Source organism: Pseudomonas sp. R3-18-08 (genome assembly GCF_003852065.1).
Taxonomy (GTDB): domain Bacteria; phylum Pseudomonadota; class Gammaproteobacteria; order Pseudomonadales; family Pseudomonadaceae; genus Aquipseudomonas.
Map to the genome: position 1 here is coordinate 846,602 of NZ_CP027729.1, position 24,512 is coordinate 871,113.

20 protein-coding genes, 1 tRNA gene and 1 pseudogene are annotated in these 24,512 nt (G+C 60.6%); 15 read left to right on the top strand and 7 right to left on the bottom strand.

Features of this window, described 5'->3' with window-relative positions; translation table 11 throughout:
- The first annotated feature begins 179 nt into the window (after nucleotides 1–179).
- Both C4J92_RS03740 and C4J92_RS03745 read left to right on the top strand, forming a co-directional pair.
- On the top strand, nucleotides 180–1,469 hold the full coding sequence (locus C4J92_RS03740; protein ID WP_124403002.1) for an MFS transporter: 1,290 nt from the start codon (nucleotides 180–182) through the stop codon (nucleotides 1,467–1,469).
- Between the two features lie 147 nt (nucleotides 1,470–1,616).
- The gene (locus C4J92_RS03745) at nucleotides 1,617–2,933 is read left to right on the top strand and encodes a PAS domain-containing methyl-accepting chemotaxis protein (RefSeq protein WP_124403003.1); all 1,317 of its coding nucleotides are present in this window, start codon (nucleotides 1,617–1,619) and stop codon (nucleotides 2,931–2,933) included.
- A gap of 297 nt (nucleotides 2,934–3,230) precedes the next feature.
- Here the strand turns inward: C4J92_RS03745 and C4J92_RS03750 are convergent, their stop codons facing one another.
- Together C4J92_RS03750 and ggt are read right to left on the bottom strand one after the other, a co-directional pair.
- Nucleotides 3,231–4,040 (bottom strand): AraC family transcriptional regulator, encoded by an 810-nt coding sequence (locus C4J92_RS03750; RefSeq protein ID WP_124403004.1) that lies wholly within the window; start codon nucleotides 4,038–4,040, stop codon nucleotides 3,231–3,233.
- A 141-nt stretch (nucleotides 4,041–4,181) separates the two neighbouring features.
- Nucleotides 4,182–5,993: a gamma-glutamyltransferase gene (ggt, locus tag C4J92_RS03755; protein WP_372238366.1), complete on the bottom strand. Its 1,812-nt coding sequence runs from the start codon at nucleotides 5,991–5,993 to the stop codon at nucleotides 4,182–4,184.
- 197 nt (nucleotides 5,994–6,190) lie between these two features.
- Here ggt and C4J92_RS03760 point away from each other — a divergent pair, with 197 nt between their 5' ends.
- Both C4J92_RS03760 and C4J92_RS27115 read left to right on the top strand, forming a co-directional pair.
- The gene (locus C4J92_RS03760) at nucleotides 6,191–9,919 is read left to right on the top strand and encodes an AvrE-family type 3 secretion system effector (RefSeq protein ID WP_256657448.1); all 3,729 of its coding nucleotides are present in this window, start codon (nucleotides 6,191–6,193) and stop codon (nucleotides 9,917–9,919) included.
- Complete coding sequence (locus C4J92_RS27115; RefSeq protein WP_372238367.1) at nucleotides 9,826–10,506, top strand: AvrE-family type 3 secretion system effector; 681 nt, start codon at nucleotides 9,826–9,828, stop codon at nucleotides 10,504–10,506. Before C4J92_RS03760 ends, C4J92_RS27115 begins: the two co-directional genes overlap by 94 nt.
- Nucleotides 10,507–10,564: 58 nt before the next feature.
- Here C4J92_RS27115 and C4J92_RS03765 read toward each other — a convergent pair.
- Both C4J92_RS03765 and C4J92_RS03770 read right to left on the bottom strand, forming a co-directional pair.
- Nucleotides 10,565–10,641 (bottom strand) — tRNA-Met (locus C4J92_RS03765).
- Between the two features lie 211 nt (nucleotides 10,642–10,852).
- Nucleotides 10,853–11,401, bottom strand: a complete 549-nt coding sequence (locus tag C4J92_RS03770; protein WP_124361172.1) for an RNA polymerase sigma factor — start codon at nucleotides 11,399–11,401, stop codon at nucleotides 10,853–10,855.
- Nucleotides 11,402–11,665: 264 nt separating this feature from the next.
- Between C4J92_RS03770 and C4J92_RS03775 the strand changes: the two genes are divergently transcribed.
- The 11 genes and pseudogenes from C4J92_RS03775 (at nucleotide 11,666) to sctU (ending at nucleotide 21,806) form a co-directional block, all read left to right on the top strand.
- Complete coding sequence (locus tag C4J92_RS03775; protein WP_124403006.1) at nucleotides 11,666–12,730, top strand: HrpJ domain-containing protein; 1,065 nt, start codon at nucleotides 11,666–11,668, stop codon at nucleotides 12,728–12,730.
- Nucleotides 12,727–14,820, top strand: coding sequence for a type III secretion system export apparatus subunit SctV (sctV, locus tag C4J92_RS03780; RefSeq protein WP_124403007.1), 2,094 nt, complete (start codon nucleotides 12,727–12,729; stop codon nucleotides 14,818–14,820). The genes C4J92_RS03775 and sctV overlap by 4 nt, the downstream gene beginning before the upstream one ends.
- 37 nt (nucleotides 14,821–14,857) lie before the next feature.
- The gene (locus C4J92_RS03785) at nucleotides 14,858–15,757 is read left to right on the top strand and encodes an FHA domain-containing protein (protein ID WP_164487558.1); all 900 of its coding nucleotides are present in this window, start codon (nucleotides 14,858–14,860) and stop codon (nucleotides 15,755–15,757) included.
- Nucleotides 15,754–17,112 carry a FliI/YscN family ATPase gene (locus C4J92_RS03790; protein ID WP_124403009.1) on the top strand — a complete coding sequence of 453 codons (1,359 nt, stop codon included), beginning with the start codon at nucleotides 15,754–15,756 and terminating at the stop codon, nucleotides 17,110–17,112. Before C4J92_RS03785 ends, C4J92_RS03790 begins: the two co-directional genes overlap by 4 nt.
- Nucleotides 17,099–17,527: a YscO family type III secretion system apparatus protein gene (locus tag C4J92_RS03795; RefSeq protein ID WP_124403010.1), complete on the top strand. Its 429-nt coding sequence runs from the start codon at nucleotides 17,099–17,101 to the stop codon at nucleotides 17,525–17,527. Before C4J92_RS03790 ends, C4J92_RS03795 begins: the two co-directional genes overlap by 14 nt.
- Nucleotides 17,524–17,982, top strand: a complete 459-nt coding sequence (locus C4J92_RS03800; protein WP_124403011.1) for a type III secretion system HrpP C-terminal domain-containing protein — start codon at nucleotides 17,524–17,526, stop codon at nucleotides 17,980–17,982. The genes C4J92_RS03795 and C4J92_RS03800 overlap by 4 nt, the downstream gene beginning before the upstream one ends.
- Entirely contained in the window at nucleotides 17,979–18,992 is a 1,014-nt protein-coding gene (locus tag C4J92_RS03805; protein ID WP_124403012.1) for a FliM/FliN family flagellar motor switch protein, read from the top strand. The genes C4J92_RS03800 and C4J92_RS03805 overlap by 4 nt, the downstream gene beginning before the upstream one ends.
- Nucleotides 18,989–19,642, top strand: coding sequence for a type III secretion system export apparatus subunit SctR (sctR, locus tag C4J92_RS03810; protein ID WP_124403013.1), 654 nt, complete (start codon nucleotides 18,989–18,991; stop codon nucleotides 19,640–19,642). Before C4J92_RS03805 ends, sctR begins: the two co-directional genes overlap by 4 nt.
- Nucleotides 19,643–19,649: 7 nt before the next feature.
- The gene (sctS, locus tag C4J92_RS03815; RefSeq protein ID WP_104501569.1) at nucleotides 19,650–19,913 is read left to right on the top strand and encodes a type III secretion system export apparatus subunit SctS; all 264 of its coding nucleotides are present in this window, start codon (nucleotides 19,650–19,652) and stop codon (nucleotides 19,911–19,913) included.
- Between the two features lie 10 nt (nucleotides 19,914–19,923).
- Nucleotides 19,924–20,712, top strand: a pseudogene (gene sctT / locus C4J92_RS03820) (type III secretion system export apparatus subunit SctT).
- Nucleotides 20,709–21,806: a type III secretion system export apparatus subunit SctU gene (gene sctU, locus C4J92_RS03825; protein WP_124403014.1), complete on the top strand. Its 1,098-nt coding sequence runs from the start codon at nucleotides 20,709–20,711 to the stop codon at nucleotides 21,804–21,806. Before sctT ends, sctU begins: the two are co-directional and overlap by 4 nt.
- Here the strand turns inward: sctU and C4J92_RS03830 are convergent, their stop codons facing one another.
- The 3 genes from C4J92_RS03830 to sctC are packed head-to-tail and all read right to left on the bottom strand — an operon-like array spanning nucleotide 21,807 to nucleotide 24,507.
- Nucleotides 21,807–22,136, bottom strand: coding sequence for a transcriptional regulator (locus tag C4J92_RS03830; RefSeq protein WP_256657450.1), 330 nt, complete (start codon nucleotides 22,134–22,136; stop codon nucleotides 21,807–21,809).
- A 32-nt stretch (nucleotides 22,137–22,168) separates the two neighbouring features.
- The gene (hrpT, locus tag C4J92_RS03835) at nucleotides 22,169–22,372 is read right to left on the bottom strand and encodes an HrpT family type III secretion system protein (protein WP_124403016.1); all 204 of its coding nucleotides are present in this window, start codon (nucleotides 22,370–22,372) and stop codon (nucleotides 22,169–22,171) included.
- Nucleotides 22,369–24,507: a type III secretion system outer membrane ring subunit SctC gene (gene sctC, locus C4J92_RS03840; protein WP_124403017.1), complete on the bottom strand. Its 2,139-nt coding sequence runs from the start codon at nucleotides 24,505–24,507 to the stop codon at nucleotides 22,369–22,371. The genes hrpT and sctC overlap by 4 nt, the downstream gene beginning before the upstream one ends.
- Nucleotides 24,508–24,512 lie beyond the last annotated feature (5 nt).

Genomic DNA, 24,512 nt, shown 5'->3' on the forward strand with positions numbered 1-24,512 from the left:
TCCTCTTGTATTTATTATGGGGGATGGCAGTTTTTCGGCATGTTCCTCCAAGGTCATTGATTTGGGAATGTAGTTATCTTCATTGATCAATGAGTAAAACAAATATATCCGTCGCGATTGCCATCATCCGGTGCAACTCATAACCTGCACGCCATTTTGTTTGTCTGCCGAGCCCGTACATGACTGCCACCTTTTCGTCACAGGCGCAGCGTTTTTCCCGCTCCGACTACAAAACCCTGGGCCTGGCCGCCCTCGGTGGCGCCTTGGAAATCTACGACTTCATTATCTTCGTGTTCTTCGCGCTGACCCTCAGCCAACTGTTTTTCCCCCCGGAAATGCCCGAGTGGCTACGCCTGCTGCAAAGCTTTGGCATCTTCGTCACCGGCTACCTCGCCCGCCCGCTGGGTGGCATTCTGATGGCGCACTTTGCCGATCACCTGGGACGCAAGCGCGTGTTCAGCCTGAGCATCCTGATGATGGCCTTGCCCTGCCTGCTGATCGGCATCATGCCGACCTACGCGCAAATCGGCTATTTCGCACCGCTGATCCTGCTGGCGCTGCGTGTATTACAAGGCGCCGCGGTGGGCGGTGAAGTGCCCAGCGCCTGGACCTTCGTCGCTGAACACGCCCCGCGCAACCATCGCGGTTATGCCCTGGGTTTTCTGCAAGCCGGCCTGACGTTCGGCTATTTGCTCGGCGCACTCACCGCCACGCTGCTTGCACAGGTATTCACCCCGGCCGAGATTCTCGACTACGCCTGGCGCTTGCCCTTCCTGCTCGGCGGCGTATTCGGTGTGATCGGCGTATGGCTGCGCCGCTGGCTCAGCGAAACCCCGGTGTTCCTCGAAATGCAGGCCCGCCGCCAGGCCGCTGCCGAACTGCCGCTGCGCACCGTATTACGCGACCACCGCGCCGTGTTGCTGCCGGCGATGATCCTCACCTGTGTGCTCACGTCGGCGGTGGTGGTCCTCGTTGTCATCACCCCGACCATGATGCAGAAAACCTTCGGCATGAGCCCCAGCCACACCTTCGCCTTGAGCGCGTTGGGAATTGTGTTCCTCAACATTGGCTGCGTGCTGGCTGGCCTGCTGGTCGACCGCATTGGCGCCTGGCGCGCGGTACTGGTCTACAGCCTGCTGCTGCCGGTGGGGGTGTTTATCCTGTATGCCAGCCTGATCAACGGCGGCGTCTGGCTGGGCGCGGCGTATGCCGTGGCCGGCTTGAGCTGCGGGGTGGTGGGCGCGGTGCCGTCGGTGATGGTCGGCCTGTTTCCGGCGCATGTGCGCGTATCGGGAATTTCCTTCACCTACAATATCGCCTATGCGCTGTGGGCGAGCACTACGCCGCTGATGTTGATTGCGTTGATGCCCACTAGTCCGTGGATTTGCGTGGGCTATTGCGTGGTGATGGGGGCGGTGGGGGTGGGGAGCGTGGCGCTGTTCGGCAAGCGCCACACCTTGGCGGGCTGAGGTTCAGGTCAGAAAGTGCCAGAGCAACAACGCGCCGACCATCATCGAGAGCGGAATATAGTTCGGCCAATGCCGCAAGCCCTCTTCAGAAAAGGCCAGCTGCGCCGATGCAGGTTAGACACCCACCTCACTTGCCATCGGTGCCCCATGTTCAATACCCGCCTGAAGCAGGAGCTGTCGGCTCTTCGCGAAGAATTGTCGAGCTTGCTCCAGGTTAAAGAGAGCCTGGAAAACGAAATGCTGTGTCTGACGCTCGGTCCTGATGGGCGGGTGGAGTGGGCGAATGCCAACTTCCTGCGGGAACTGGCCTACCCGTTGGGCGAGATTGTGGGGCGGCCGATCGAAGACCTGACGCCGGCCCACATCCGCCAGAACGAGTTCCAGTTGCGCTTCAAGCATGCGCTGGCGCGTGGCGAACACTTCGCGGGAGCCGTGCGCTTGATGCGTGGCACTGGCAAAGAGGCGTGGCTACGCTCGATCCTACAGCCGGTGCGCAGTTCGGACGGGCGCCTTCTGCATTTTGCGATGTATTCCAGCGACCTCACGCGCACCATCGAGAGTTCGCGTGAACATGAAAACCTGATCACCGCGCTGATGCGCTCCACCGCGTTGATCGAATTCGACCTGGACGGGCAGGTGCTCACCGCCAACGACCGCTTCCTCAACGCCATGGGTTACAGCCTGGCGCAGATCCAGGGTAAACATCACCGTATGTTCTGTGAGCCACAGGAATACAACAGTCCCGAGTACCAGCAATTCTGGAAGCGCCTGAACGCCGGCGAGTTCGTCGCGGCGCGCTTCAAACGCGTGGACAGTCATGGCCGCCTGGTGTGGTTGGAAGCCACCTATAACCCGGTGGCTGACGCCAATGAGCGGCTGTACAAAGTGGTCAAGTTCGCCACGGTGATCACCGACCAGGTCAACCGCGAGCTTGCGGTGGCCGAGGCCGCCAACATTGCCTACAGCACCTCCCGGCAAACCGATGACAGCGCCCAGCGCGGCACCACCGTGGTGACTCAGGCGGTGGAGGTAATGCGTGATCTGGCCGAGCATATGCAGCGGGCCGGCGAAGGTATCGAGGCGTTGAACGCCCAGTCCCAGGTGATCGGCAGCATCGTCAAGACCATCAGCGGCATCGCCGAGCAGACCAACCTGCTGGCGCTCAACGCGGCCATTGAAGCTGCGCGGGCAGGTGAGCAGGGACGTGGCTTTGCGGTGGTGGCCGATGAGGTGCGGCAATTGGCTTCTCGGACCAGCAAAGCCACCGAAGAAATAGTCGGTGTCGTGCGTCAGAACCAGGACATGGCCCGCGACGCAGTAGCCTTGATGGTCGGCGGCCGCCAGCAAGCCGAGCAAGGCCTGGCGCTGGCGGCGGAAGCGGGCACGGTGATCGTGGAGATTCAGGATGGCGCGCAAAAAGTGGTGAGCGCCGTCGGGCAATTTGCCAACCAACTGACGAACTGACTGATTAGGTTTTTTCTCTCAAAGCCCGCGCCAACGCCGTACGCGGTTTTGAACACAACAGCACTCAAATGTGGGAGGGGGCTTGCTCCCGATAGCAGCGTGTCAGCCAGCCTATCTGTCGCTGATACACCGCCATCGGGAGCAAGCCCCCTCCCACATTTGAATGCATTCCAAGTCAAAGATCGTTCCCACGCTCCTGCGTGGGAATGCAGCCCGTGACGCTCCGCGTCACCTGTGCGCTGGCGGGACGCGGAGCGTCCCAGGAGGCATTCCCACGCAGAGCGCGGGAACGATCAATCAGCGCCCGAGCATCTTCACCCACCGCGACGGCGGCATGCCGTAGGCGCTGCGAAATTGCCGGGTCATGTGGCTTTGGTCGGTGAAGCCGGCGGTCATCGCCGCATCCACCAGTGGCAGGCCCTGGGCCAACAATTGGCGCACCAGGTCCAAGCGACGCATGGTCAGGTAGCGGTAGGGGCTGGTGCCGAACAGCAAGCGGAAATCCCGCGACAATGCCCAGCGGTCGCGCTCGGCATGCTCGGCCATTTCATCCAGGGTGATGCTGCGGCCCAGGGCGCTGTGGATAAATTCCCGGGCGCGCTCAGCGGCGATGTAGTCAAAGGATTTGCGGTTGGCGATTGCGCCGCACGCCTCGCTCAGCGCCTGGGCCAGGTCGAACATCGCGTCCTGCTCCTGCATCGGGTCGATCGGGCAATCCAGGCTTTGCAGCAACGCTTCGCTGGCGCGATGCAGCCGAGGGTCGGTGGACACACCGCCGGGTATGAAGGGCAACGGCTTGCCGCCGAGGATCTGCTGGATCAGCGCCGGCTGCACATAAATCATCCGGTACTTGAAGCCTTCCGTGCTGCCAGCGCGGCCGTCATGGACTTCATCGGGGTGAATGACCATGGTGGTGCCGGGCAAGCTGTGGGTCATGCCGCCGCGATAATGAAAACTCTGTACGCCGAACAACGTGCGGCCGATGGCGTAGGTGTCATGGCGATGGGGGTCGAACGCAAAGCCGGCAAAGTACGCCTCGATACGGTCCAGGCCGCTGGCGTGCGGGGCGCGGTGCAGCCAGTCGAGGGTGTGGGTAGGGTTGCCCATGGTGACTTGTCACAAAAGGAGGTGGAAACACGTTAACCCAGTCTGTATGCCTTGTCTGCCGAGGTCTTGTACGATCGTGCAGAGGCTGGCGAGCCTTGGCAGGAAGCCTTGCTTTCAACTCGCCGCGCCACACAGGGCGGGTCAATCGCCCAGTGCTTCGCCTTCGCGCCGTGGGTCTGCACCGCCGCTGAGTGACACCTTGCCCTGAGCATCCTGTGTGCGAACGATCGCCTGGACGCCGCTGGTCATATCGATCTCGCTCAGCGCATGGCCCTTGCTCTTCAATGCCTGCTTCACGCCCGGGCTGAACAACCCGGCCTCCAGTTCGGTGGCGCCGTTGCGGCTACCGAAATTGGGCAGGCTGATCGCAGCTTGCGGGTCGAGTTTCCAATCGAGCATGGCCACCAGTGATTTGCTCACATACTCGATGATCTGCGAGCCGCCCGGCGAACCCACCGTGGCCAGCAATTCACCGCTCTGACGATCGAACACCAGCGTCGGTGCCATGGCCGAACGCGGCCGCTTGCCGGGCTGCACGCGGTTGGCGACGGGCTGGCCGTTTTCTTGGGCAATGAACGAGAAGTCGGTCATCTGGTTATTGAGCAAAAAGCCCTGCACCATCACATGGGAGCCGAACGCTGCTTCCACTGTGGTGGTCATCGAAACGGCGCCACCCTGGTCATCCACGGCCACCACTTGTGAGGTGGAGATACGCAGCGGCGATCGGTCTGGCGCGTAGGCTACCCGGATGCCCGCCGGTTGGCCTGGCTTGGCCACGCCCATGCTGCGTTCACCGATCAGTGCGGCGCGCTGGGCCAGGTAATCGGGGGCGATGAGACCTGCGACCGGCACCGGCGTAAAGTCCGCATCGGCCACGTAAAGTGCACGGTCAGCGAAGGCCAGGCGCCCGGCTTCAGCGATCAGGTGCACGGCCTCGGGCGTCGGTTCAAGCCCGGCGGGCGAGGTGCTCCGGATTGGCATCATCGGCGCGATGGCCAGACGTGGATCGCGGGTCTCCAACGCTTGCAACGTACCGAGGATTTGCGCAACGGCGATCCCACCCGACGATGGCGGCGGCATGCCACACACCTTCCAGTGTTTGTAGTCGGTACACAGCGGTGTGCGCTCCTTGGCGGCGTAGCCCGTAAGGTCGGCCTGAGTCAGGCTGCCAGCATTGCGATTGCCTTGCACCTTGCGCGCAATCTCATCGGCAATCGGGCCGCGATACAGCGCATCCGGCCCTTCCTTGGCGATGCGTTTGAACACCTTCGCCAGCGCCGGGTTCTTCAACAGCGTGCCGGTGGCTTTTGGCGACCCATCGGCGTTCAGAAAGTAAGCGGCCATGTCCGGCGATTGCGCGATAAAGCGGTCGGCCGCGATCAAGCTGTGCAAGCGCGGGGAAATCGCGAAACCCTGTTCGGACAAACGAATCGCCGGTTCGAACAGCTTGGCCCATTGCAGATGGCCGTGCTGCTTGTGCGCCATTTCCAGGGCCCGCAATACCCCTGGCGTGCCCACCGAGCGCCCGCCAATCTGCGCATCGGTGAATGCCATCGGCGTACCGTCGGCGTTCAGGAATAGCCGCTCTGTCGCCCCGGCCGGGGCGGTTTCACGGCCATCATAGGCGTGCACGTTTACGCCGTCCCACAGCATGATAAAGGCGCCTCCGCCGATGCCGGAGGACTGCGGTTCAACCAGCGTCAGCACCGCTTGCATGGCGATCGCCGCATCGATTGCCGAGCCGCCCTGGCGCAACATCTCGCGCCCGGCTTCGGTGGCCAGCGGGTTGGCGGCGGCGGCCATATGACGTTCGGCGTGGCGGGGGGCGAGGTCGGTGCGATAGCCCGAACCCAGCTCCGGGGCGGGCGGTGATTCATTGATTGCGGTGTGGCAGCCGGCCAGGGCGAGGGTGGTGGCAACTATTGCCAGTTGACGGCGGGAAATAAAAAGCACGCGCTGAACTCCGTTCATCTTGAGAATGATCTGGTCTTCCTGTCGGCAGACTGTAACGCACTAAAGACGGGGAGGGACGGGCGGGCTGTTTTTTCTGAATGAGCCCGTCGAGGCCTGGTTTTATTCCGCGACGCTGGAACCAAAGCCACGTAAACGCTCACAGCATTACTGGTATTAAGCTATTTCTGGAGCCAGTTATGCACAGAAGACTAGACAATTTTCCCCACGCGCAGCTCAGTGTTATCGACCACTCCCCCACACCCGGCAAGGCTGCGGTGCCCGCCCAGCAGTCACCCCGCTATCAATCGTTGACCCCCGCCTCAATGCTGTTCGATATCCGCCTCAAGGACGGGCAGCTGGAACCTGACACGACCAGGGTGGCACGCGATATCGCTCTTCATCTCAACGCGCCAACCAAACACTTTGTCGCCGATGGCGCCAGCGCCGCAGGCACCTTGCGTGTCAGGGATGGGCGAGATTACCTGTTTCATATTCAGTCTACGCCCGCTGTCGCGGCGGTATTCAAAAGCAGCGTGCCCGATCCTGTCGGCGGCGACGGGGGCGTTTCGTCATTTGACAGCCCTGGTCGCGGGCATTTGGCAAGCGTCAGCAGTGTACAGACGACGGTCGACGGCAAGCAGTTTCGTCTGGACGAACAGCGCCTGTATCGCTTCGAACCTCTCACCCTGGCGTGGTTGCCCGACCCCGACAACCAGGCCTACAGCCGTATTGGGCTGACCGGTGAGGGGCACTTGTCGAAGACACCCCAGGGGGCGCTGGACAGCAGTGCACAGGGGCGCAGCTCGGTTGTATTGAGTCAGGTTCAGGGCGCGCCGATGGTGCAGATTCAAGGTGCCGGCGCGGCGGATGTACGCCCGATTGATGAGACCGGCGCCCCTGTGCAACTTACCCGAATCGGTTTGGCCGGCAGTACGCTGTATGCGGCCACGGCCGACGGCGAACTGCTGCGCGCGGATGTGCGCATGGCTCGGGACGGCGTGTTGCCGATGGCTGCGCAATCGCTCGAATCATTGGAGCAGGCGCTAAAGGGCGCTGTGCGTGTCGAAGGCTTCTTCCATGATGATGCCGGGCAGCTCAATGCCCAGGTTCGCGATGCCCGGCAGCAACTGCACAGCGTCCCCGTGGATAACGCAAGCGGGCTGCGCCCTCAGTGGAACCTGAGCGATGTGTGGGTCAAGGGCATCGAGAAAGGTCTGCCGTTGCCCAGCCAGCAGGCGCTGACGAGCGCAGTCGACCTGGGCCCACGCGGCAAGGTTGCGTTTGACGCAGGCGCGTTGTTGAGCTGGGACGCGGCTGCGCAACGTTGGGATCACTCGGGGCTGCAGGGCGTCACACAGCTGGAGCGAGGGTTGGACGGACGTGCCTATGTGCTGCAGGAAGGGCAGCTCAAAGCGGTGACCCTGCAAAAGGTGCGTGACCCCGTCTTCGAGGGGGCCAGCCATGAATTGAGCGCACTGCCCAAGCCCCGTCCTCAAGTGTCACTTGACGAGGTGCTGGCGGGCGATCCTCAGCGCCCTGTCACTGGATTCGCTATCGCTGACGGTCGCAACTTTGTAACTGTCGATAAAAACCATCAGCTTCAAGCCTGCGTGGATGGGGTGGTCAACCCGTTACGGCTTTCCCCCGCGCTCGCCATACAAACCCTGGCGCTCGATCATGAAGCAAGTCTTTATGCACACACCCAGGCGGGCGAGTTGTTCAAGGCGGATCACCACGCCTGGCAGGGCCGCGACGGTGCCGCGCCAAGCTGGACCCAGATTGAATTGCCGCAGGGCCAATTGCTGGATTCCTTGCGGATGGGGGCTGACAAGCATCTGGTTGGCGGATGGGATAAACAGTTCCATCGACTCGATAAGGCGGCCTTGGGCGCAATGGCGTGGGGGCCGTTGGCAGTGGCGGTGCAGCGGCCCTCATTGGCCGATACGTTATCGGCCGCGCAGATGCGCAAGCCGATGGCAGGAGGCGCGCTGACGGCCACAAGCACTGTCGTGGGGCAAACCCGTGAAGGCGTGCCGCTCCAGCGCAATTTTTTCCAGGGACTCAATGCGCACTTTCATCCTCTGGAAGCCATCAGTGAGAAAGGCAAATTCATTCAACATCATGTAAACGGGCGCCGTGGGCTGGAGCACGTTTATGCTGACGATAAGCAACTGCACCAGCAGCTCGCATCGCTTTCCAAGAGCAAGCCGGTTGCCGCTGACCTGAATGCGCGTCTCGCCGCCCTGTGCGAGCCCGGGCCGCGTCAGGCATTGGCCATGCGGATCAGCCAGGCGTTGACGCAGGTAACAGAAAGCAGCCAGTCAAGCGCCCGCCTGTTAGGAGACGTACACGGGCTGGCGTTTGACCCACGGCCCACGCTGAGCCGAGCGCTGACGAGCCCTGAGTCGACGCTGCACCAACTGCATGAGGCATTCAAACGGGTTGCGCCTTCATCGGAGCCTTCAACCGCAGGCCTGCTGGCCAACTTCGAAGGTCAAGGCTTGACACTGCCCAAGTGGAAACCTGAGCGTAAACGCGATCTCGACCACCCTGCGGCCCTCGTCGAGGGCGACCTTATTCACCATGCCAATACGCTCAAGCAACTAAACGACTTGGCCAAGGAACTCGACAGCACTACTGGCCACAGCCCCAGTGCCTTGAAAAGAATCGAAGCGTCCGTGGGCACTGTAATGAAAGGGTTTGATGACAGCCCTGTCCATAAACTGTCCAGCCAGAAAGTCGCCAGTTACCGCCAGGCGGAATCCCTGTATGACAATTTCAAGCTATTGGCCAAGGACCTTGGCACGCCGGGGTCTGCCTTGCATTGGCACCTTTCGGGCCTGCTGGGGTTGCCCGCCGATGCGTCCATTACGCAGGCAATGACACAGCAAGTGCAGCAGATGGAAAGTGGTCAAACCCTTAACCCCAGCCGAACCCAGGGCGAAAGCCTGGGGCTGATGCTGACCGGTATAAAGCCTGTGTCAGCCGTAGAATTTTTTCTGGGAGCCTCCAAGTCTCATACGCATGGCGTGAGTATCAGTCGTACCGACACAGGCGCCAGGGTTGAGATCAACAGCGACGATATGCGGCGCCTGGCCGGCTCCGTGGCCACGGGGGTGACGTTAGGTCGCGGGGGCGGTGCAGTGGGGCCCGGCCTGAGGGTTGCCGGTGAGCTGACGGCGGCCGTTGCGAAGAACACTGGATCGAACATCAGTTTCGATGTGAAGGAGTCGGACTTCGGTAAGATGATGTCGATACTGATGGGGCAGTCCGGGGGCTTTCACGACTTATTGGCGCTGGGCGAGAAACACGCGGCTGGCGAAAGCTCGAAACTCAGTGCTGACGTTAACCTGGATGGGCTCGCGCAACTGCGTTTGATGTACAGCCCGCAGGAAGACATCGCCGAGTTGGATTCAGCGATACGCGCCGGGATTGGAGTGATGGGTAACCTTAACCTTGCGCACACGGATAAAAGCCAAGCCACCACGCGCTCTGCGACGGGCACCAGCCGTGACCAGGCAAGCAGCGCGCGGTGGCTGAGGCAGGGCGGCGTGGGGGCCAACTTTGCGCCGATCAGTGCGATGGCGTTGGCGGGCAGTGCCGGGGCCGGCGGGCCGGCGACGATGGTTGCGGCCTCGGCGGACGTATCGGTCATGGTGAAATTTGACCGTGGGCAGTCACAGGCCTTCAGCTTTTCTTTCAAGCCGCCGCAGCCAGTGACTCAATCTCAGGTCGATGATATTCACGGCAGCCTGTCACTGTATTCCCCCAGTTCAAACGGGACTTGGCCGCCGCTGACCCGTTGGGCGCGCAGGGCTCCCCAAAAGAACAAATGGCCAAGTTGCAGCAGTTTCTTTCCACTCATCCGGCGTTGGCGACAAAGCCGGACGCTTATTACGCCATTAGTCAGTCGCTGGACACGTTGATGACCCAACAAGACTTGATGAACAAGGGGCTGCAGCAGTTGGCATCGGTCGAGTCTTCCGTCACGCGCGTGGGGTTACGCGATAACGGGCGGCATGACTGGTTGGACGATGTCGCGCCGGCCAACAAGGCTGCCATCGAACAGTGGCTCAAGGATGACCCGCAGTTTGCCCAGGTGATCGGTCAACTGCAGCGGGGTGACGGGACTTCAGTGAGGCTTGGCATGGAGCTCAAGCCAGAGGTTCTACGCACCATCGAGCGCAGCCTGCTCGCGGGCGCAGATACCGAGCCGCTGATCAAGCGGGCACTGGGAGATCCGAACAACCTGCGCGTGAAAAGCATGAGCATGAGCTACACCGCGAGCCAGTCCCATGGCATGTCGGTGCCAGCCATGATGAATCTGAGTTTTTCCAGCAGCGCGGCCATCAGCTATACGCAAAAACAGGTCAACGTCGACTTCGAGTACGGGGTGGATGCGGATAAACCGCTACGGATGAACTTGAACGATACGCTGAACAGCCTGCCTGGCCATGACCTGACGATCGACTTGGGGGACCTGCGCATAAGGACGCCGGCTTCCACCGCCTGAAAGGTAAACAGCGGGCATAAAAAAACGGCCTACCTTTCGGTAAGCCGTTTTTAGTACTTGGTGGCTACACAGGGACTTGAACCCCGGACCCCAGCATTATGAATGCTATGCTCTAACCAACTGAGCTATGTAGCCAAGTGGCGCGCATTATTCGCGCAGAACGGGAATGCGTCAAGAGGTTTTGTTAAGTTTTTTCTACGCTTTCAACTGTTTAACGAAAAACAGGCTGATTGGCGACGAGCGGCGGGGGCTCTTCAGGCTGCGATTCTCGTGCTGTCGCGCCCATCAAGCGTCAATCGTGTTGGGCAGATATCCCTTTCGCCCAACGGTGTTGCTGTGGCGAGACTTACGGCAACGGGTTGCGCGTCACGCGTTTGAGCTGTTCGCGCGCTCGCGACAAACGTGAGCGTACCGTGCCGATGGGGATGTCCAACGCATCGGCGGTGTCCTGATAGCTACCATCGGTCTCGAGCGAAGCGTAAAGCGTTTTGCGCATTTCTATCGGCAAGTGGTCGATGGCGTTCAGGGTCTTTTCAAGCCGTCGGTTGACTTCAAACTCCCAGTCCAGGCTGTTGTGTTCTTCCTGGCCATGCCACAACGATTCATCGAACTCGCAATGCACCGGTTTGGCATACATGCGCCTGAAGTGGTTGCGGATCAAATTCTGCGCAATTCCGCACATCCAGGTGCTGAGTGTGGCCTGCCCGCTGAAACGCTCTCTGTTGCGCCATGCTTCCAGGTAAGTCAATTGCAGGAGATCGTCCGCATCTTCAGGGTTGAGCACGCGTTTATGAATGAAGCGTCGCAGTTTTTTCTGCTGGTCGTCCGTCAGCTGGACCATGAACTGAGGCGAATTGCCGACGAGGTGAACTAGATCGCCAATAGGTATTTTCATGTTGTTTTTCCTCCGGGAAGGCTCGATCGAAATGGTTTCGATAGGGACCCCTTTTGCACCGGCTGTGCCAAATGGGAAAAACACACAACTTATTGATTTATATATATATATATTTTTTGTTAGGGGTTTTCTGTGCCGTAACTTGCAAAGAAGACGATCTGGGTGTGCGGGTATTTTCATACCCCTCGCCGTGAAATGTTTTGATGGAACTGAACCGCAGCGGCTTGCCACATAGGGACACAAACTTCCCATTCTGGCCCGCCCATGAAAGTCGAATCCTTCAACGATGTGCAGCAGATCCAACCTGCGGATAAGCCCAGTGTGAGCACTGTCGATGTGCCAATCCGTTCGCAGGGCTTAGATGACATCGCGCAGATTTTCAGCGAAGAAGTGGCACTCAACGCACAGGCCCTGGGCCGGCGATCCATTGGCACAAAAGTTTCGCCTGTCACAGAGTTCGTGCAGCTCTATGAACAACTGGGTCACCCCGGCCTGGCCACGCTGGAAACCGTTGTTCGTCGGCTTCGGTTCGAGTTGCTGCGCAAGCCCACTGTCGAAAAATTGGTAAGCCATGCCGGTGGTGACCCCGCGCGTGCCTTCGTGGTGCTTCAATTCATCGCCAACGAAGCGCAGACCAATGGGCTGACAGTAGAAGAGGGCCTGGCGCGCGGGGCCTTGAAAGCGCTGAGGCAGGATTTCGGTGGGCACATCCAGGCAGGCCTGAATATCGCCTTGGCATTGAAGGAGGCCAGCGCTGACCCGCAGGAGCGTCAGGACGTGCGTACGCTTTATTACGCTTCCGTGGTCGTTCGCCAATCCTTGGCGTTGATGCTGCAGACGCTGTTGAAGATGTACGGCTTAACGGCGTTTTCCAAAGGCGTCGACCTGATGACGCAGGCGCTGAACGGCGATATCGCGGCGCACACCCAGTCGGTGCCCACGGAAAAATTGCACCTGCTGCTTAAGGGGTTGGCGCAGTGTCGTCAATTGCGCTCGGTGCTGGGCAACTGTGATGCGTTGATCCGGCGCCTGAACGTCGATCTGGAGGCGGTGGATTTATTGCAGCGCTTTCTGGGTTATGCCAGTACCGGTATCGATGCGGCCGAGGTGCAAAGGCTGGCCAGTGAGTTTGGGGGGACGCTGCTTGCCGCTCGTCTGCGCTCGCTTAATGAATTGGCCACGCAAGTAGAAAGTCTGCCCAGGGACTGGTGGCTTGATGCGCAATCCCAGGCATCTGCCGTGAAAGCGTTCAAGGACGTCATGGTTGAGTGGGCGCGCGAAGAGCGCGGTCATCAGACGTTTCCCGGCGAGACGAGGACGTCCGGGTGACACTGCTGTCATCGGTCAATGGCGTGCTGCTCAAGGTGGCGCGGCGTGCCGAAGTGCTCGGCGCGGTGGTGGTCCTGGCCATCGTGTTTATCTTTATCGTGCCGCTGCCCACTTGGCTGGTGGACATCCTGATCGCATTGAACATCTGTATTTCCTGCTTGTTGATCGTACTGGCGCTGTACTTGCCGGGGCCGTTGGCGTTCTCGTCGTTTCCATCGATCCTGCTGTTGACCACCATGTTTCGCCTGGCCCTGTCGATTGCCACCACACGCTTGATTCTGCTGGAGCAGGACGCGGGCGATATTGTGGAAGCGTTCGGTAATTTCGTGGTGGGCGGCAACCTGGCGGTGGGGCTGGTGATCTTCATGATCCTGACCATCGTCAACTTCCTGGTGATCACCAAAGGTTCGGAGCGGGTCGCCGAAGTGGCTGCCCGCTTCAGTCTGGATGCGATGCCGGGCAAGCAGATGTCGATCGACAGTGACCTGCGCGCCGGGTTGATCGATGGTATGCAGGCTCGGGACAAACGTGAGCAGTTATCCCGCGAAAGCCAGCTGTTCGGGGCGATGGACGGGGCCATGAAGTTCGTCAAGGGCGATGCCGTTGCCGGTCTGATCATCGTGGTCATCAACCTGCTGGGAGGCTTTTCTACCGGCATGTTCCAGCACGGGATGAGCGCGGGCGAGTCGATGGCGCTGTATTCGGTACTGACGATCGGCGACGGCCTGATCGCACAGATTCCCGCGCTGTTGATCTCCCTGACGGCCGGCATGATCATTACCCGAGTGGCGCCGGACGGGCGCAAGGGCGTCACCAACATGGGCGCCGAAATTGCGCGGCAGATGACCAGCGAACCCAAGAGCTGGATGATCGCGTCGGTGGGCATGTTGGCCTTCGCCACGCTTCCCGGCATGCCTACCGTGGTGTTCATTCTGATTTCGCTGATGACCGGCTCCCTGGGGTACTACCTCATGCGCCAGCGTCAGCGCGAGGACTCCCCGGCGGCGTCGGACGAAAAAGCGGTCCGTCCGGAAGAGAACGGCAGTGAAGACCTGCGTGGCTTCGACCCGTCACGGCCGTATCTGCTGCAATTCAACAGCCAGATGTACGGGGCCCCAGAGGTCATCGACATCGTGCAAAAAATTCGTCAGGCCCGAAATGCGCTGGTCGCCAATATCGGGCTGACGCTACCCCCGTTCGAAGCCGAGTTCAGTGAGGCGCTGGCCGTCGACGAGATGCGCTTTTGCGTGCATGAAGTTCCGACCGTGACGGCAACCCTCAGCGACCGTGTTGCGGTTGAATATGCCTCCTTGGCGCAGCCCCCGGACAGGGGCGATAGAGGCCTGGCCGAGCGGGACGAGGCGGACTGGCTGTGGCTCGACCCTGATGATCCATTGCTCGATGACCCCCAGATTGAGCGTTTCAGCGCCCAGAGCCTGATCATCGAACGGATGAAGCGGGCGATGTTGCTGAGCGGACCGCGGTTTCTCGGCATCCAGGAATGCAAGTCGATCCTCAGTTGGCTTGAACACAACCAGCCGGAGCTGGTGCAGGAGCTGCAGCGCATCATGCCGCTTTCGCGCTTTTCGTCGGTGCTGCAGCGCCTGGCGAGTGAGGGTGTGCCATTGCGCGCCGTACGTTTGATCGTCGAGTCATTGATCGAGTACGGCCAGCATGAGCGTGAACCGGATGCCCTGGCCGATTACGCACGGATCGCCCTCAAGTCGCAGATTTTTCACCAGTACAGCGAAGCCGATGGCCTGCATGCGTGGCTCCTGTCGCCACAGACCGAGAACATCCTGCGCGAAGCGTTGCGCCAAACCCAGAGCGGGGTGTTTTTCGCCCTTGATAACGACAGCAGTGCGGCCTTGGTCGGGCTGCTCAACCAGGCCTTTGTGCTACGGCCGAAAACCAAGAGCGTGCTGTTGGTTGCCCAGGATCTGCGCAGCCCGTTACGGGCGCTTTTGCTGGATGAGTTCAACCATGTGCCGGTGATGTCTTTTGCCGAGCTGGGGAGCAACTCCAAGGTCAAGGTATTGGGCCGCTTCGACCTGGGCCAGGACGAACCAATGCGTGGGGCGGCGGCATGAGCGCGTTATTTTTATCCGGATCGAGGGTGGCCCCATGATGTTCGAGCTGCGGGTGCTGGATGGTATGCATCAAGGCGCCGCGCTGCCGTTGTTTGGTGAGCAGTGGGGCGTGGGTGCCAACCCGGACGCTGATCTTCTGCTGAACGATCCCGGCGTTGTCGAGCATCACGCACGTTTGCGCTTGGCCGATGGCCGGTGGTCGGTGCAGGCCGAGGCGGGGCTGCTTGAAAACAGCGATGGGCAAGTGCTGGCGCAGATCGGCGAGCTTGCGCTGAACACGGTCTTTTTGATCGGTCCCGTTCGCTTGTGCGTCAGCCCTGCCGATCAGCCCTGGCCACAGGCACCCGCGCCTGCACCTGCTGCGCCTGAGCCTGCGGAGCAGGCGCCGCTCGCGTTGAAACTGTCAGCAATTCCATCGTCCCAACAAAAGCGTTTGCTTAGCCTGGTACTTGCGTTCGCCGTGCTCATTGCGGCAGCCGGCATCATCTTTAGTGGCGAGCGCAAGGCCCAGGCATCGCTGATGCCGGTAGTGGTTCAGAAGCCCGAACTGGGCTCGCCCTTTGAGGTGCGCCAGCAATTGCTGAAGATGCTCAGCGAGCGGGAACTGAGTTCACGGGTCAGCTTGCAAGTCATCAATGGGCAGATTTCCCTGAGCGGTGATGTTTCCCAGGAAGAGGCGGACTTGGTCGCGCGCATGCTCGACCGCTTTGCCGGGCAGTTCGAAAGCGCGGTGCCGGTGATCAGCCGCGTACGCACGCGTGACGGAGCGCTGCCGTTCAAGATCGTGCAGATCATCAGCGGACCGAACGGCCACGTTGTGCTGGAAGAGGGCACCCGGTTGTTTGTGGGCGACGAAGTCAATGGTCTGCGCCTGGTGCTGATCGATAACAGCAAGGTGGTGTTCGACGGTGCGCAGCGCTATGAGGTGCGTTGGTGAGCGGCGCGTGGCAAGAGCGTCTCGAGGCTTGGCAACGCAGTCAGTCGGCTGCGTTGGACAGCTTTGCGCCGGTCACGATGCGCGGTCGCATACAGCGCGTCAACGGCATGCTGATGCAGTGTCGGCTGCCCCAGGCGCGCATCGGCGACCTGTGCCAGGTTGAAAAGCAACCGGGCGATTACATGCTCGCCGAAATCATTGGCTTCGATCAGCAGGATGCGGTGCTCAGTGCCCTGGGGAATCTGGAAGGCGTGAGCGTGGGCGCCAGCGTGGAGCGTCTTGGTGTGCCGCACAGGGTACGGGTGGGTGATGACCTGCTGGGCCAGGTGCTGGACGGTTTCGGCCGGCCGATTGCCGGCAACGGTCCCAGTGCGTTCGCCGAAGCGGATACGCCCGACGCAACCCCGGTGTTGTGCGAGGCGCCGTTACCCACGGAGCGGCCGCGCATCAACCGCGCATTGGCCACGGGGGTGCGATCGATCGACGGTCTGATGACGCTGGGAGAAGGCCAGCGCGTCGGGCTGTTCGCGGGGGCAGGCTGTGGCAAGACCACCTTGTTGGCCGAGATCGCCCGTAACGTGGACTGCGATGTGATCGTGTTCGGTTTGATCGGCGAACGGGGCCGAGAGTTGCGCGAGTTTCTTGACCATGAACTGGATGACCAACTACGGGCCAAGGCGGTGCTGGTGTGCTCCACCTCTGACCGTTCCAGCATGGAGCGCGCCCGCGCCGCCTTCACTGCGACGGCGCTCGCCGAAGGTTTCCGGCGCAAGGGCCAGCGGGTGCTTTTGTTGATCGATTCCTTGACGCGTTTTGCGCGAGCCCAGCGTGAAATCGGCCTGGCTGCCGGCGAGCCGCTGGGGCGGGGCGGTCTGCCGCCTTCGGTGTACAGCCTGTTGCCGCGCCTGGTGGAACGGGCGGGGTTGACGCGTGACGGCGTGATCACGGCCATCTACACGGTGTTGATCGAGCAGGACTCGATGAATGACCCGGTGGCCGACGAAGTTCGCTCGCTGCTGGACGGCCACATCGTGCTGTCACGCAAGTTGGCCGAGCGCGGCCATTATCCGGCCGTGGACGTGCTGGCCAGCCTGTCGCGGATTTTGACCAATGTCTGCGAGCCCAGGCATATCCAGGCCGGTACGGCTTTGCGACGCCTGTTGTCGGCCTACCAGCAGATCGAGCTGATGCTCAAGCTGGGTGAGTACCAGGCAGGCAATGATGCCCTGACCGACATGGCGGTAAGCAGCCGCCAGGCGGTGGATAGCTTCCTGCGCCAAGACTTGCGTGAGCCTTCTGCGATCGACACGACGATGGACCAACTGACGGAGCTGACTGCCTATGTCCCATTCTGAAACGTTGCCCGGTGAGATCGAAACCCTGCGGCGCTTGCGTCGGTACCGGGCCGATCGCGCCGAACGTGCGCTGCGCGAGGCCAAACGATCACAGCAGGCATTGGTGGCGCACATCCAGCAGGCCCAAGACCTGCTGGAGAAAACCCGTCAGGAAGAGCAACGCCAATGTGCACAACTGTTGAGCGAGCACCAGGGGCAGGTTGTGAGCGTTCAGGCGCTGAACTCGTGGAATCGCAAGGAACAAAGCCTGTCTGCCGGTACCCGGCGTGAAGAAGGCCAGGTGCAACAGCTGCAAGGGCAGCAGGAACAGCGTGAGGTGGAGGTAGGTGTCGCGCAGAAGCACGTCACCCAGTGCCTTCGCCAAGTAGAAAAACTGCAGGAATTGGCCAATTTACTCACGCAGGAACCGCTATGAACGCTATTTCAGCCAACACGCCTGAACGCCAACGCCGCCGCGACCCTCGCGAGGACCGTGTCCATGAGGTGGGCGCTCCAGTGCCTTGGGAGCAACGGCAGCTCTTTAGCCAATTGTTCGGTGATGACGAACAGGACTCGGGCCGTAGCGCGTCACAGCCCGGAACCCGGGCCGGCGGCGATCTCGCCATGGTCGAGGCGTTGTCGGAGCAGTTGATACCTCGGCTGCAAAGCGGCCCGACGTGGCCGCTGACAGTGGCCATGTACTTGCCACGCCTGGGGCGGATCAATGCCCGTATTCGTCGAGAAGGGGCGGGGTGGAATATCGAGCTTGAGGCGCAGCAGGAAGCAACAGCGCGCTGGCTCTACGGCGTACGGCACCAATGTGAGCACAGGCTCGCCGCGAGCCTGGCGTTACCGGTGGCGCTGTGCGTGGCGAATTCGGCGCCGGCATGATGTTGCCCTCTCTGGCCTTGCGCACTGTGAGGGCTGATGCAGTGGCTGCCCGGCGACGGCTGGGGCGTGGGTTGCACATGCCGTTCCAGGTGGCCGAACAGCGCGGTGAATTACGCCTGGAGCCTGGCACTGAGCCGGTTGGCGCTCAGTCGCTGTGCTTTGAAACCACCAGTGGGGTATTGGCGTTCAGCGAACCGGGGCCGCAATTGAGCTTGATGGGTGAGTGCCCGGTGACGTTGGCCCAGGCCGGCAATGATGCGGACTCCTGGTTCTGGGCATTGTTTCAGCACTACTTGAGCCCCCAGATACGTGACCTGTTCGGCTATATGCGGCTGCTGGAGACGGATCGGCCCGAGGGGTTCGGTTGCCGGCTCAGCGTGTCCCTGGGCGCCTCACGGGTCATGGGTTACCTGTGGCTGAGCGCTGAAAGCTTCCTCGCGTTGTGCGAGGCCGCCCCATGGCGCTCTGTCGCTGCACCGCTGCCGGGGCAGTTTCAACTGGCAATTGCCGTCACCCTGGGACGCATGCGCCTGACCATTGCACAGGTACGCGGCCTGCGCGCCGGTGATGTGCTGGTCCCCGAGCTCGCGCTGTTCCAGGCGCAGGGCAGCGGTTATATGCAGGTTGGCAGGCATCGGCTGCGGGGCAGTATTGACGATGAAAACGGGACTCTGTGCCTGACCCTTTCTTCTATCGAGGACACGTCTGTGGACGAGAATTTTGCGGCGCACGCCTACTCCGAGGATGCGCAGGATGAACCTGTGGTGGATATCTTTGGCCACGAGCCATTCGATGAGTTGAGCATGGCGCTGAATGTTCGCTGCGGCACGCTGAACCTCACGCTGGGCGAGTTGCGCAATCTGGGGCCTGGCTCGGTGCTGGGCATTACCGGTTACGCGCCTGGCCTGGCAGGCCTGTATTACGGCGACCGTCCCATTGGGCAGGGCCAACTGGTGGAAGTCGATGGCCGCTTGGGGTTGCAGCTGTCCCGCGTGCTTTTCGGTCGATGACAGTTCAGGGGCTGGACCCCCTCGTTCTCGCACTGTTTATTGCCACGCTGACGCTGCTGCCGATGCTGTTGATTATCTGCACATCGTTTTTGAAAATCGTGATTGTGCTGATGATTACCCGCAATGCCATCGGCGTGCAGCAAGTGCCGCCGAGCATGGCTATCAACGGCATCGCATTGGCCGCGACGCTGTTTATCATGGCGCCGGTGGGCTACCAGATCGCAGAAAGCCTCAAGATTTCTCCGCTGGACACGAGCAGCGTGCAGGGGGTGCTGCAGACAGGCGCAGAGGCCATCAAGCCGTTGCGTGCATTCATGCTGCGCAATCTCGACCCCGACGTGCTCACCCACCTGTTGGAGAATACCCACCGCCTCTGGCCCGCGCAGATGGCGCAGGAGGTGCAGCGTGAAGACCTGATCCTGCTGATTCCCGCCTACGTATTGTCGCAACTGCAGGCGGGGTTCGAGATCGGGTTTCTGATCTACATCCCCTTTATCGTAATTGACCTGATTGTCTCCAACCTCTTATTGGCGCTGGGCATGCAAATGGTTTCACCCATGACCATTTCCCTGCCGCTCAAATTGCTGCTGTTTGTAATGGTGTCCGGCTGGTCGCGGCTGCTCGACAGCCTGTTCCTTTCTTATCTCTGAGCTGAATATGGAACCGATCGTATTGTTCAAGCAGGGCATGTTACTGGTCGTGGTATTGACTGCACCGCCGCTGATCGTGGCTGTGGTGGTGGGCGTGCTGACCTCGCTGGTTCAGGCGCTGATGCAGGTGCAGGATCAGACGCTGCCGTTTGGCATCAAGCTGGTGGCGGTGGGTGTCACCCTGATCATGACCGGACGCTGGATCGGCGTGGAGTTGATCCAACTGATCAACCTGACGTTCGACATGATCGGCCGTTCGGCCCTCCACTGAGGTTGCCTCTGTGCTGCTGTATCTTGAATACCTGCCAAGCCTGGTGATTGCCATGGCGCGCATTTATCCCTGTGCCTTTCTGGTCGCTGCATTCTGTTTTCAACATATTCGTGGCATGCCCCGGCACACGATCGTGATGGTCATGGCATTGATCCCCGCGCCGGGTATCCATGCAGCGTTGGAGGGGTTGGATTACTCGGGCCTCATGCTCGCCGCCTTGGCGTTCAAGGAGTTGGCCCTTGGGGTAGTGCTGGGCGTGTTGCTGTCGATGCCGTTCTGGATGTTCGAGTCGGTGGGCGCGCTGCTGGACAACCAGCGAGGCGCGTTGGCCGGGGGCCAGCTCAACCCGTCGCTGGGCCCGGACGCAACGCCCATCGGGCATATGCTCAAGCAGTTGGCGATTTTTCTGTTGATGGTCACCCTGGGGCTTGGCGCACTGACCCAGGTAATCTGGGACAGCTACCTGATCTGGCCGCCGACGGTGTGGTTCCCGCTGCCGGGGCCCAATGGGTTCAGCGTATTCATCGCGCTGCTCGGGGATACGTTCACCCATATGATGCTCTACGCGGCGCCCTTTATCGGCGTGCTGCTGTTGCTGTAGTTCGGCATCGCGCTGCTGGGTGTTTACAGTCAGCAGTTGCAGGTGAGCACACTGGCTCCGCCACTCAAGAGCCTCGCGGGTATCGGTATCCTCTTGCTGTATTTTGCGTTATTGCAGGATCTGATCGTCGGGCGTATGAGTTTGCTGGGTGACCTCAAGCATTCCCTCGGGCTGCTGTTCAAGGTGGCGATGCCATGAGCGACTCGGAAGAGAAAAAACACCCCGCCTCCGCTAAAAAGCTGCGTGACCAGCGTAAGAAAGGCCAAGTCTCCCAGAGCCAGGATGTAGGCAAGTTGCTGGCGCTGACCGCCATCAGCGAAATCGCGCTGTATTCCGCCCAAAGCAGTTTGCAACGTTTCGAACAATTGATGGTGCTACCGATTTCACGCATGAATCAGCCCTTCGTGCGAGCGCTGGAAGAAGTGCTGTTCGATGGGGTGGTGGTGTTTCTATCGTTCGCCTTATTGATGGTTGGGGTGGCGATTGCCACGAAGCTGATCAGCAGTTGGTTGCAAGTCGGGTTTCTGTTCGCCCCGGAAGCACTCAAGCTCGATTTCAATCGGGTCAATCCCATGAGCCAACTCAAGCAAATGTTCTCCGCCCAGTCGGTGATGAACCTGCTGATGAGCGTGGCCAAAGCGTTTCTCCTGGGCCTGATTGTGTATCTGGTGGTCTGGCCCTCTTTGGGCACGCTGATTAATCTGGCCAACAGCGATCTGCAAAGCTACCTGCTGGCGCTGATTGCGCTGTTCCGCTATCTGCTCCATGCCTGTCTCGGATTGCTGTTGGTGTTGGCACTGACCGACCTGACCCTGCAAAAGTACTTCTTTGCCAAGCGCATGCGCATGACCCAGGTCGAAGTGGTCAAGGAATACAAGGACATGGAGGGTGACCCGCACGTCAAGGGGCAGCGCCGCTCATTGGCGTATCAGTTGGCGCAGGAGGAACCCAAGGTCAAGTTGCCCAAGCTGGAAGAGTCGGACATGTTGGTCGTCAACCCGACCCACTTTGCCGTCGCCCTGTATTACCGTCGCGGCAAGACGCCGTTGCCGCAGTTGGTGGCCAAGGGCACGGATGCGCAGGCGCGCAAACTGATCGATCGCGCCAAGGCAGCTGATGTTCCGGTCATTCAATGCGTATGGCTGGCCCGCACGATTTACGAGAAAAAGCTCGGAGCGCCGATTCCTCGAGAGACGTTGCAGGCCGTGGCGTTGATCTACCGTACCTTGCGTGAGCTTGACGATGAGGCCAAGCGTGAAACCCTTACATTGCCGGAGCTCGAGCAGCGCTGATCAGCGTATGACCGAAAAGTCCAGAGCGTGCAAGTTGGCCAGAGACAGCATCCTGCTGAGGATTTTGTCCAGCGCCTGGGGTTGTGCGGGCAGGGCGTGCCAGATAACCAGCGCGCCCTGTTTGTCCACATAGAGGTAACAGCCGTCAAACGCCAGCGCCTGTTGGAAACGACGCTCCAATACCTGTTCCAACTGCCCAGCCTGCAGGGCCATGCCTGCAATGTGTAAGGCTACGCCCTTGCGTGTGCCCGCATCGCACGAGCGCAATGTAATCCCCCTGCACAACTGCTGATGAGCGGGACGGCCGCTCACCAGGTCGTCAATGAGCATCTGGCGGTTCACAGGGGCGCCTGCCTCCACGCTCATCGCTCCAAGGACACGGTCTGATAGTCCGAGCGCTCCCCGGCCGGGCCAGGTTCGACGCGCATCTGCGGGGGCCACCAGACCACCATCTTGTCTTTGCTCGATTGCGGACGTGAGCAGGAGTCGCCTTTGCAGGTCGGTGTGCAACCGGTAACAAGCAGTACGGCAGCCATTAGCGCGGCATGCATCAGTTTGTGGTTCATGGTGTAGGTGTCCGGGTTGGAAGTGGGGCGATCAGGGAAGGGCGTGGCACACTCAGATGTTCATCCTTGATGACAGGGCGCATGGCGATAAACACTTCGGCTTCTTCACCAGGCTTGAGCCAGGCACGCGGCCAGACGGTGACCGCCAGCGTTTGCGAATTGCTGCATTCCTTCTCATCGATGCGCACATTGCGCTTGAACTGATTGCGCAGCACCACCACCGCCACGTTGTAGTGCGGGCCTGCATACCATTGGCTGCGCTCAGTATTCAGCGCCAGCAAGTCGCGGGTGCTGCACAACGTGTTCAGCCCCAGCGGCATAGGTTCGGCCTTGAACGCCTTGGGCACTTCGCCGCTGACCAGGTGCGCCAGGGTGCTGGTGATATCGCTGCGGTTAATCACCGGCTGATGGGGGGCGTAGCGCCGCGCCAATGGCTTGAGCGCAGCTTGCAGTTCGACCTGATCGTCCTGAGGCAAATAGCGCGAAGGGTCAGACTGATCGCCGATCACTCGCGGGGTCAGGATGAACAGCCGTTCACGCCGGTTATTCTGCCGTTCGGTCGAGGAGAACAGCGCCTTGCCCAGTAACGGTATGTTCCCCAGCACGGGGACCTTGTTTTGTTTATCGGTGCTTTCGGTAACGTGGAACCCGCCCACCACCAACGAGCGCTTTTCTGCCATCACGGCTTGGGTGCTGACCTTGCCTCGGCGTACATCCGGGCCGATGCGGTCTGGATTGGACTCGTCAAAGTTACCGTCTTCGATGTCTATCGCCAGATGGATCTGATGACCGCCCCGGCTGGTGATCACTCGGGGAACCACCTGGAAGCTGGTGCCCACGGTGATGGGCAGGATCGTCGCGTTTCTGGTGCCGGCAGTCAGGTATTGAGTACGGTTGAAGTCAATGATCGCCGGTTGGTTTTCCAGGGTCAGCACCGAGGGATTGGAGACCATGGTTGCCAGCCCGCGGGATTCCAGCGCGCGGATATCGGCGTAAAAGCGATCAAGACGTCCGATCGATAATTGTGATGCGGTACCGGGCGCCATGTTGACGCCGCCACGGAAGCGACTGTTCTGAAAGCCCCACTTGATACCGAATTCATTTAATTGCGTGCGCTCGATGTCGAGGATGATTGCATCGATTTCCACCAGCTTGCGCGCGACATCCAGTTGGCTGATCAACTCGCGATACATCGCTTGTCGCTCCGGCAAGTCATAAATCAGGATGGCGTTGTTACGCACATCCGCCTCGACGCGGATCCGGCTGGTGCCCACTGGCGCCCGAGGCGTAATCGACATGCCGGCATCCGGGGAAGCAGGTGCACTGAGCATTTGCCCCAGCAGCGGGTTGCCCAGGCGCGCAAAGCTGGGCGTGACAGGTGCGGGCTGGGACTGGGACGGGGAACGTTGGGCCAGCCCGGAAAGCGTCGTGCCAGAGCGCGGCTCCAATAGCCCGCGCAGCATGCTTGCAACGCCAGGGATAACGATTTTTTCGCTGCGATACTCTATCTGGCGGTCTGCGGCATTGGCGAATTTCAGCGGGAACGTCAGCACGCTCTGTTTTTCATCCGCAGAGCGACGCTGGCTGCTGAATTGCTTGATCTGTTCGATGTAGCTTTTGGGGCCGGATACCAGAACGATGCCGTCTTCCGGCAACTCGCCCCAGCCGAAGCGACTGTCGAGCAGACCGATATCAGTTAGCGCCTGCTTGAGGTCGGAAACCGTCTCGGAAGAGACTTCCAGGCGCGCGGACTCTTGTTGGTCCAGTGTGCTGATAAACAGTGTGTTGTTGTACATGTACCACTGGAAGCGGTGTTCGACGCCCAGTCTGTCCAGCAGCGACTGCGGTGTGTTCGCTCGGATCTTGCCATTGACGTCGCCCTCCAGCAGGCCCTCGATTTGCAGTTGCGTGCCGAAGGTCTGGGCGAAGTCCTCGAGCACTTCGCGTAAAGGCTTGTGTTCGGCCTCATAGGCGTAGGCGGTGTTTTTCCACTCGGGAGGGATGGCAGCAAAGGCGCTGAGCACCGGAGCGAGCAAACCGGCGAGCGCGATCAGGCACCTGAAGTGGACACGTCTGGACGAAGTCTCAGGCGGGTTGACGCGCAAGCTGTTGCGCTTGAAGAGGTTCTTATACATAGGTG

Coding starts and splice junctions, on each gene's coding strand:
- sctU (WP_124403014.1), top strand. CDS start 20,709: ATGAGCGACTCGGAAGAGAAAAAACACCCCGCCTCCGCTAAAAAGCTG.
- sctS (WP_104501569.1), top strand. CDS start 19,650: ATGGAACCGATCGTATTGTTCAAGCAGGGCATGTTACTGGTCGTGGTA.
- C4J92_RS03750 (WP_124403004.1), bottom strand. CDS start 4,040: ATGGGCAACCCTACCCACACCCTCGACTGGCTGCACCGCGCCCCGCAC.
- C4J92_RS03760 (WP_256657448.1), top strand. CDS start 6,191: ATGCACAGAAGACTAGACAATTTTCCCCACGCGCAGCTCAGTGTTATC.
- sctR (WP_124403013.1), top strand. CDS start 18,989: ATGACAGTTCAGGGGCTGGACCCCCTCGTTCTCGCACTGTTTATTGCC.
- C4J92_RS03775 (WP_124403006.1), top strand. CDS start 11,666: ATGAAAGTCGAATCCTTCAACGATGTGCAGCAGATCCAACCTGCGGAT.
- C4J92_RS03830 (WP_256657450.1), bottom strand. CDS start 22,136: ATGCTCATTGACGACCTGGTGAGCGGCCGTCCCGCTCATCAGCAGTTG.
- C4J92_RS03800 (WP_124403011.1), top strand. CDS start 17,524: ATGAACGCTATTTCAGCCAACACGCCTGAACGCCAACGCCGCCGCGAC.
- C4J92_RS27115 (WP_372238367.1), top strand. CDS start 9,826: ATGGCCAAGTTGCAGCAGTTTCTTTCCACTCATCCGGCGTTGGCGACA.
- hrpT (WP_124403016.1), bottom strand. CDS start 22,372: ATGAACCACAAACTGATGCATGCCGCGCTAATGGCTGCCGTACTGCTT.
- C4J92_RS03745 (WP_124403003.1), top strand. CDS start 1,617: ATGTTCAATACCCGCCTGAAGCAGGAGCTGTCGGCTCTTCGCGAAGAA.
- C4J92_RS03770 (WP_124361172.1), bottom strand. CDS start 11,401: ATGAAAATACCTATTGGCGATCTAGTTCACCTCGTCGGCAATTCGCCT.
- C4J92_RS03795 (WP_124403010.1), top strand. CDS start 17,099: ATGTCCCATTCTGAAACGTTGCCCGGTGAGATCGAAACCCTGCGGCGC.
- sctC (WP_124403017.1), bottom strand. CDS start 24,507: ATGTATAAGAACCTCTTCAAGCGCAACAGCTTGCGCGTCAACCCGCCT.
- C4J92_RS03805 (WP_124403012.1), top strand. CDS start 17,979: ATGATGTTGCCCTCTCTGGCCTTGCGCACTGTGAGGGCTGATGCAGTG.
- C4J92_RS03785 (WP_164487558.1), top strand. CDS start 14,858: ATGTTCGAGCTGCGGGTGCTGGATGGTATGCATCAAGGCGCCGCGCTG.
- C4J92_RS03740 (WP_124403002.1), top strand. CDS start 180: ATGACTGCCACCTTTTCGTCACAGGCGCAGCGTTTTTCCCGCTCCGAC.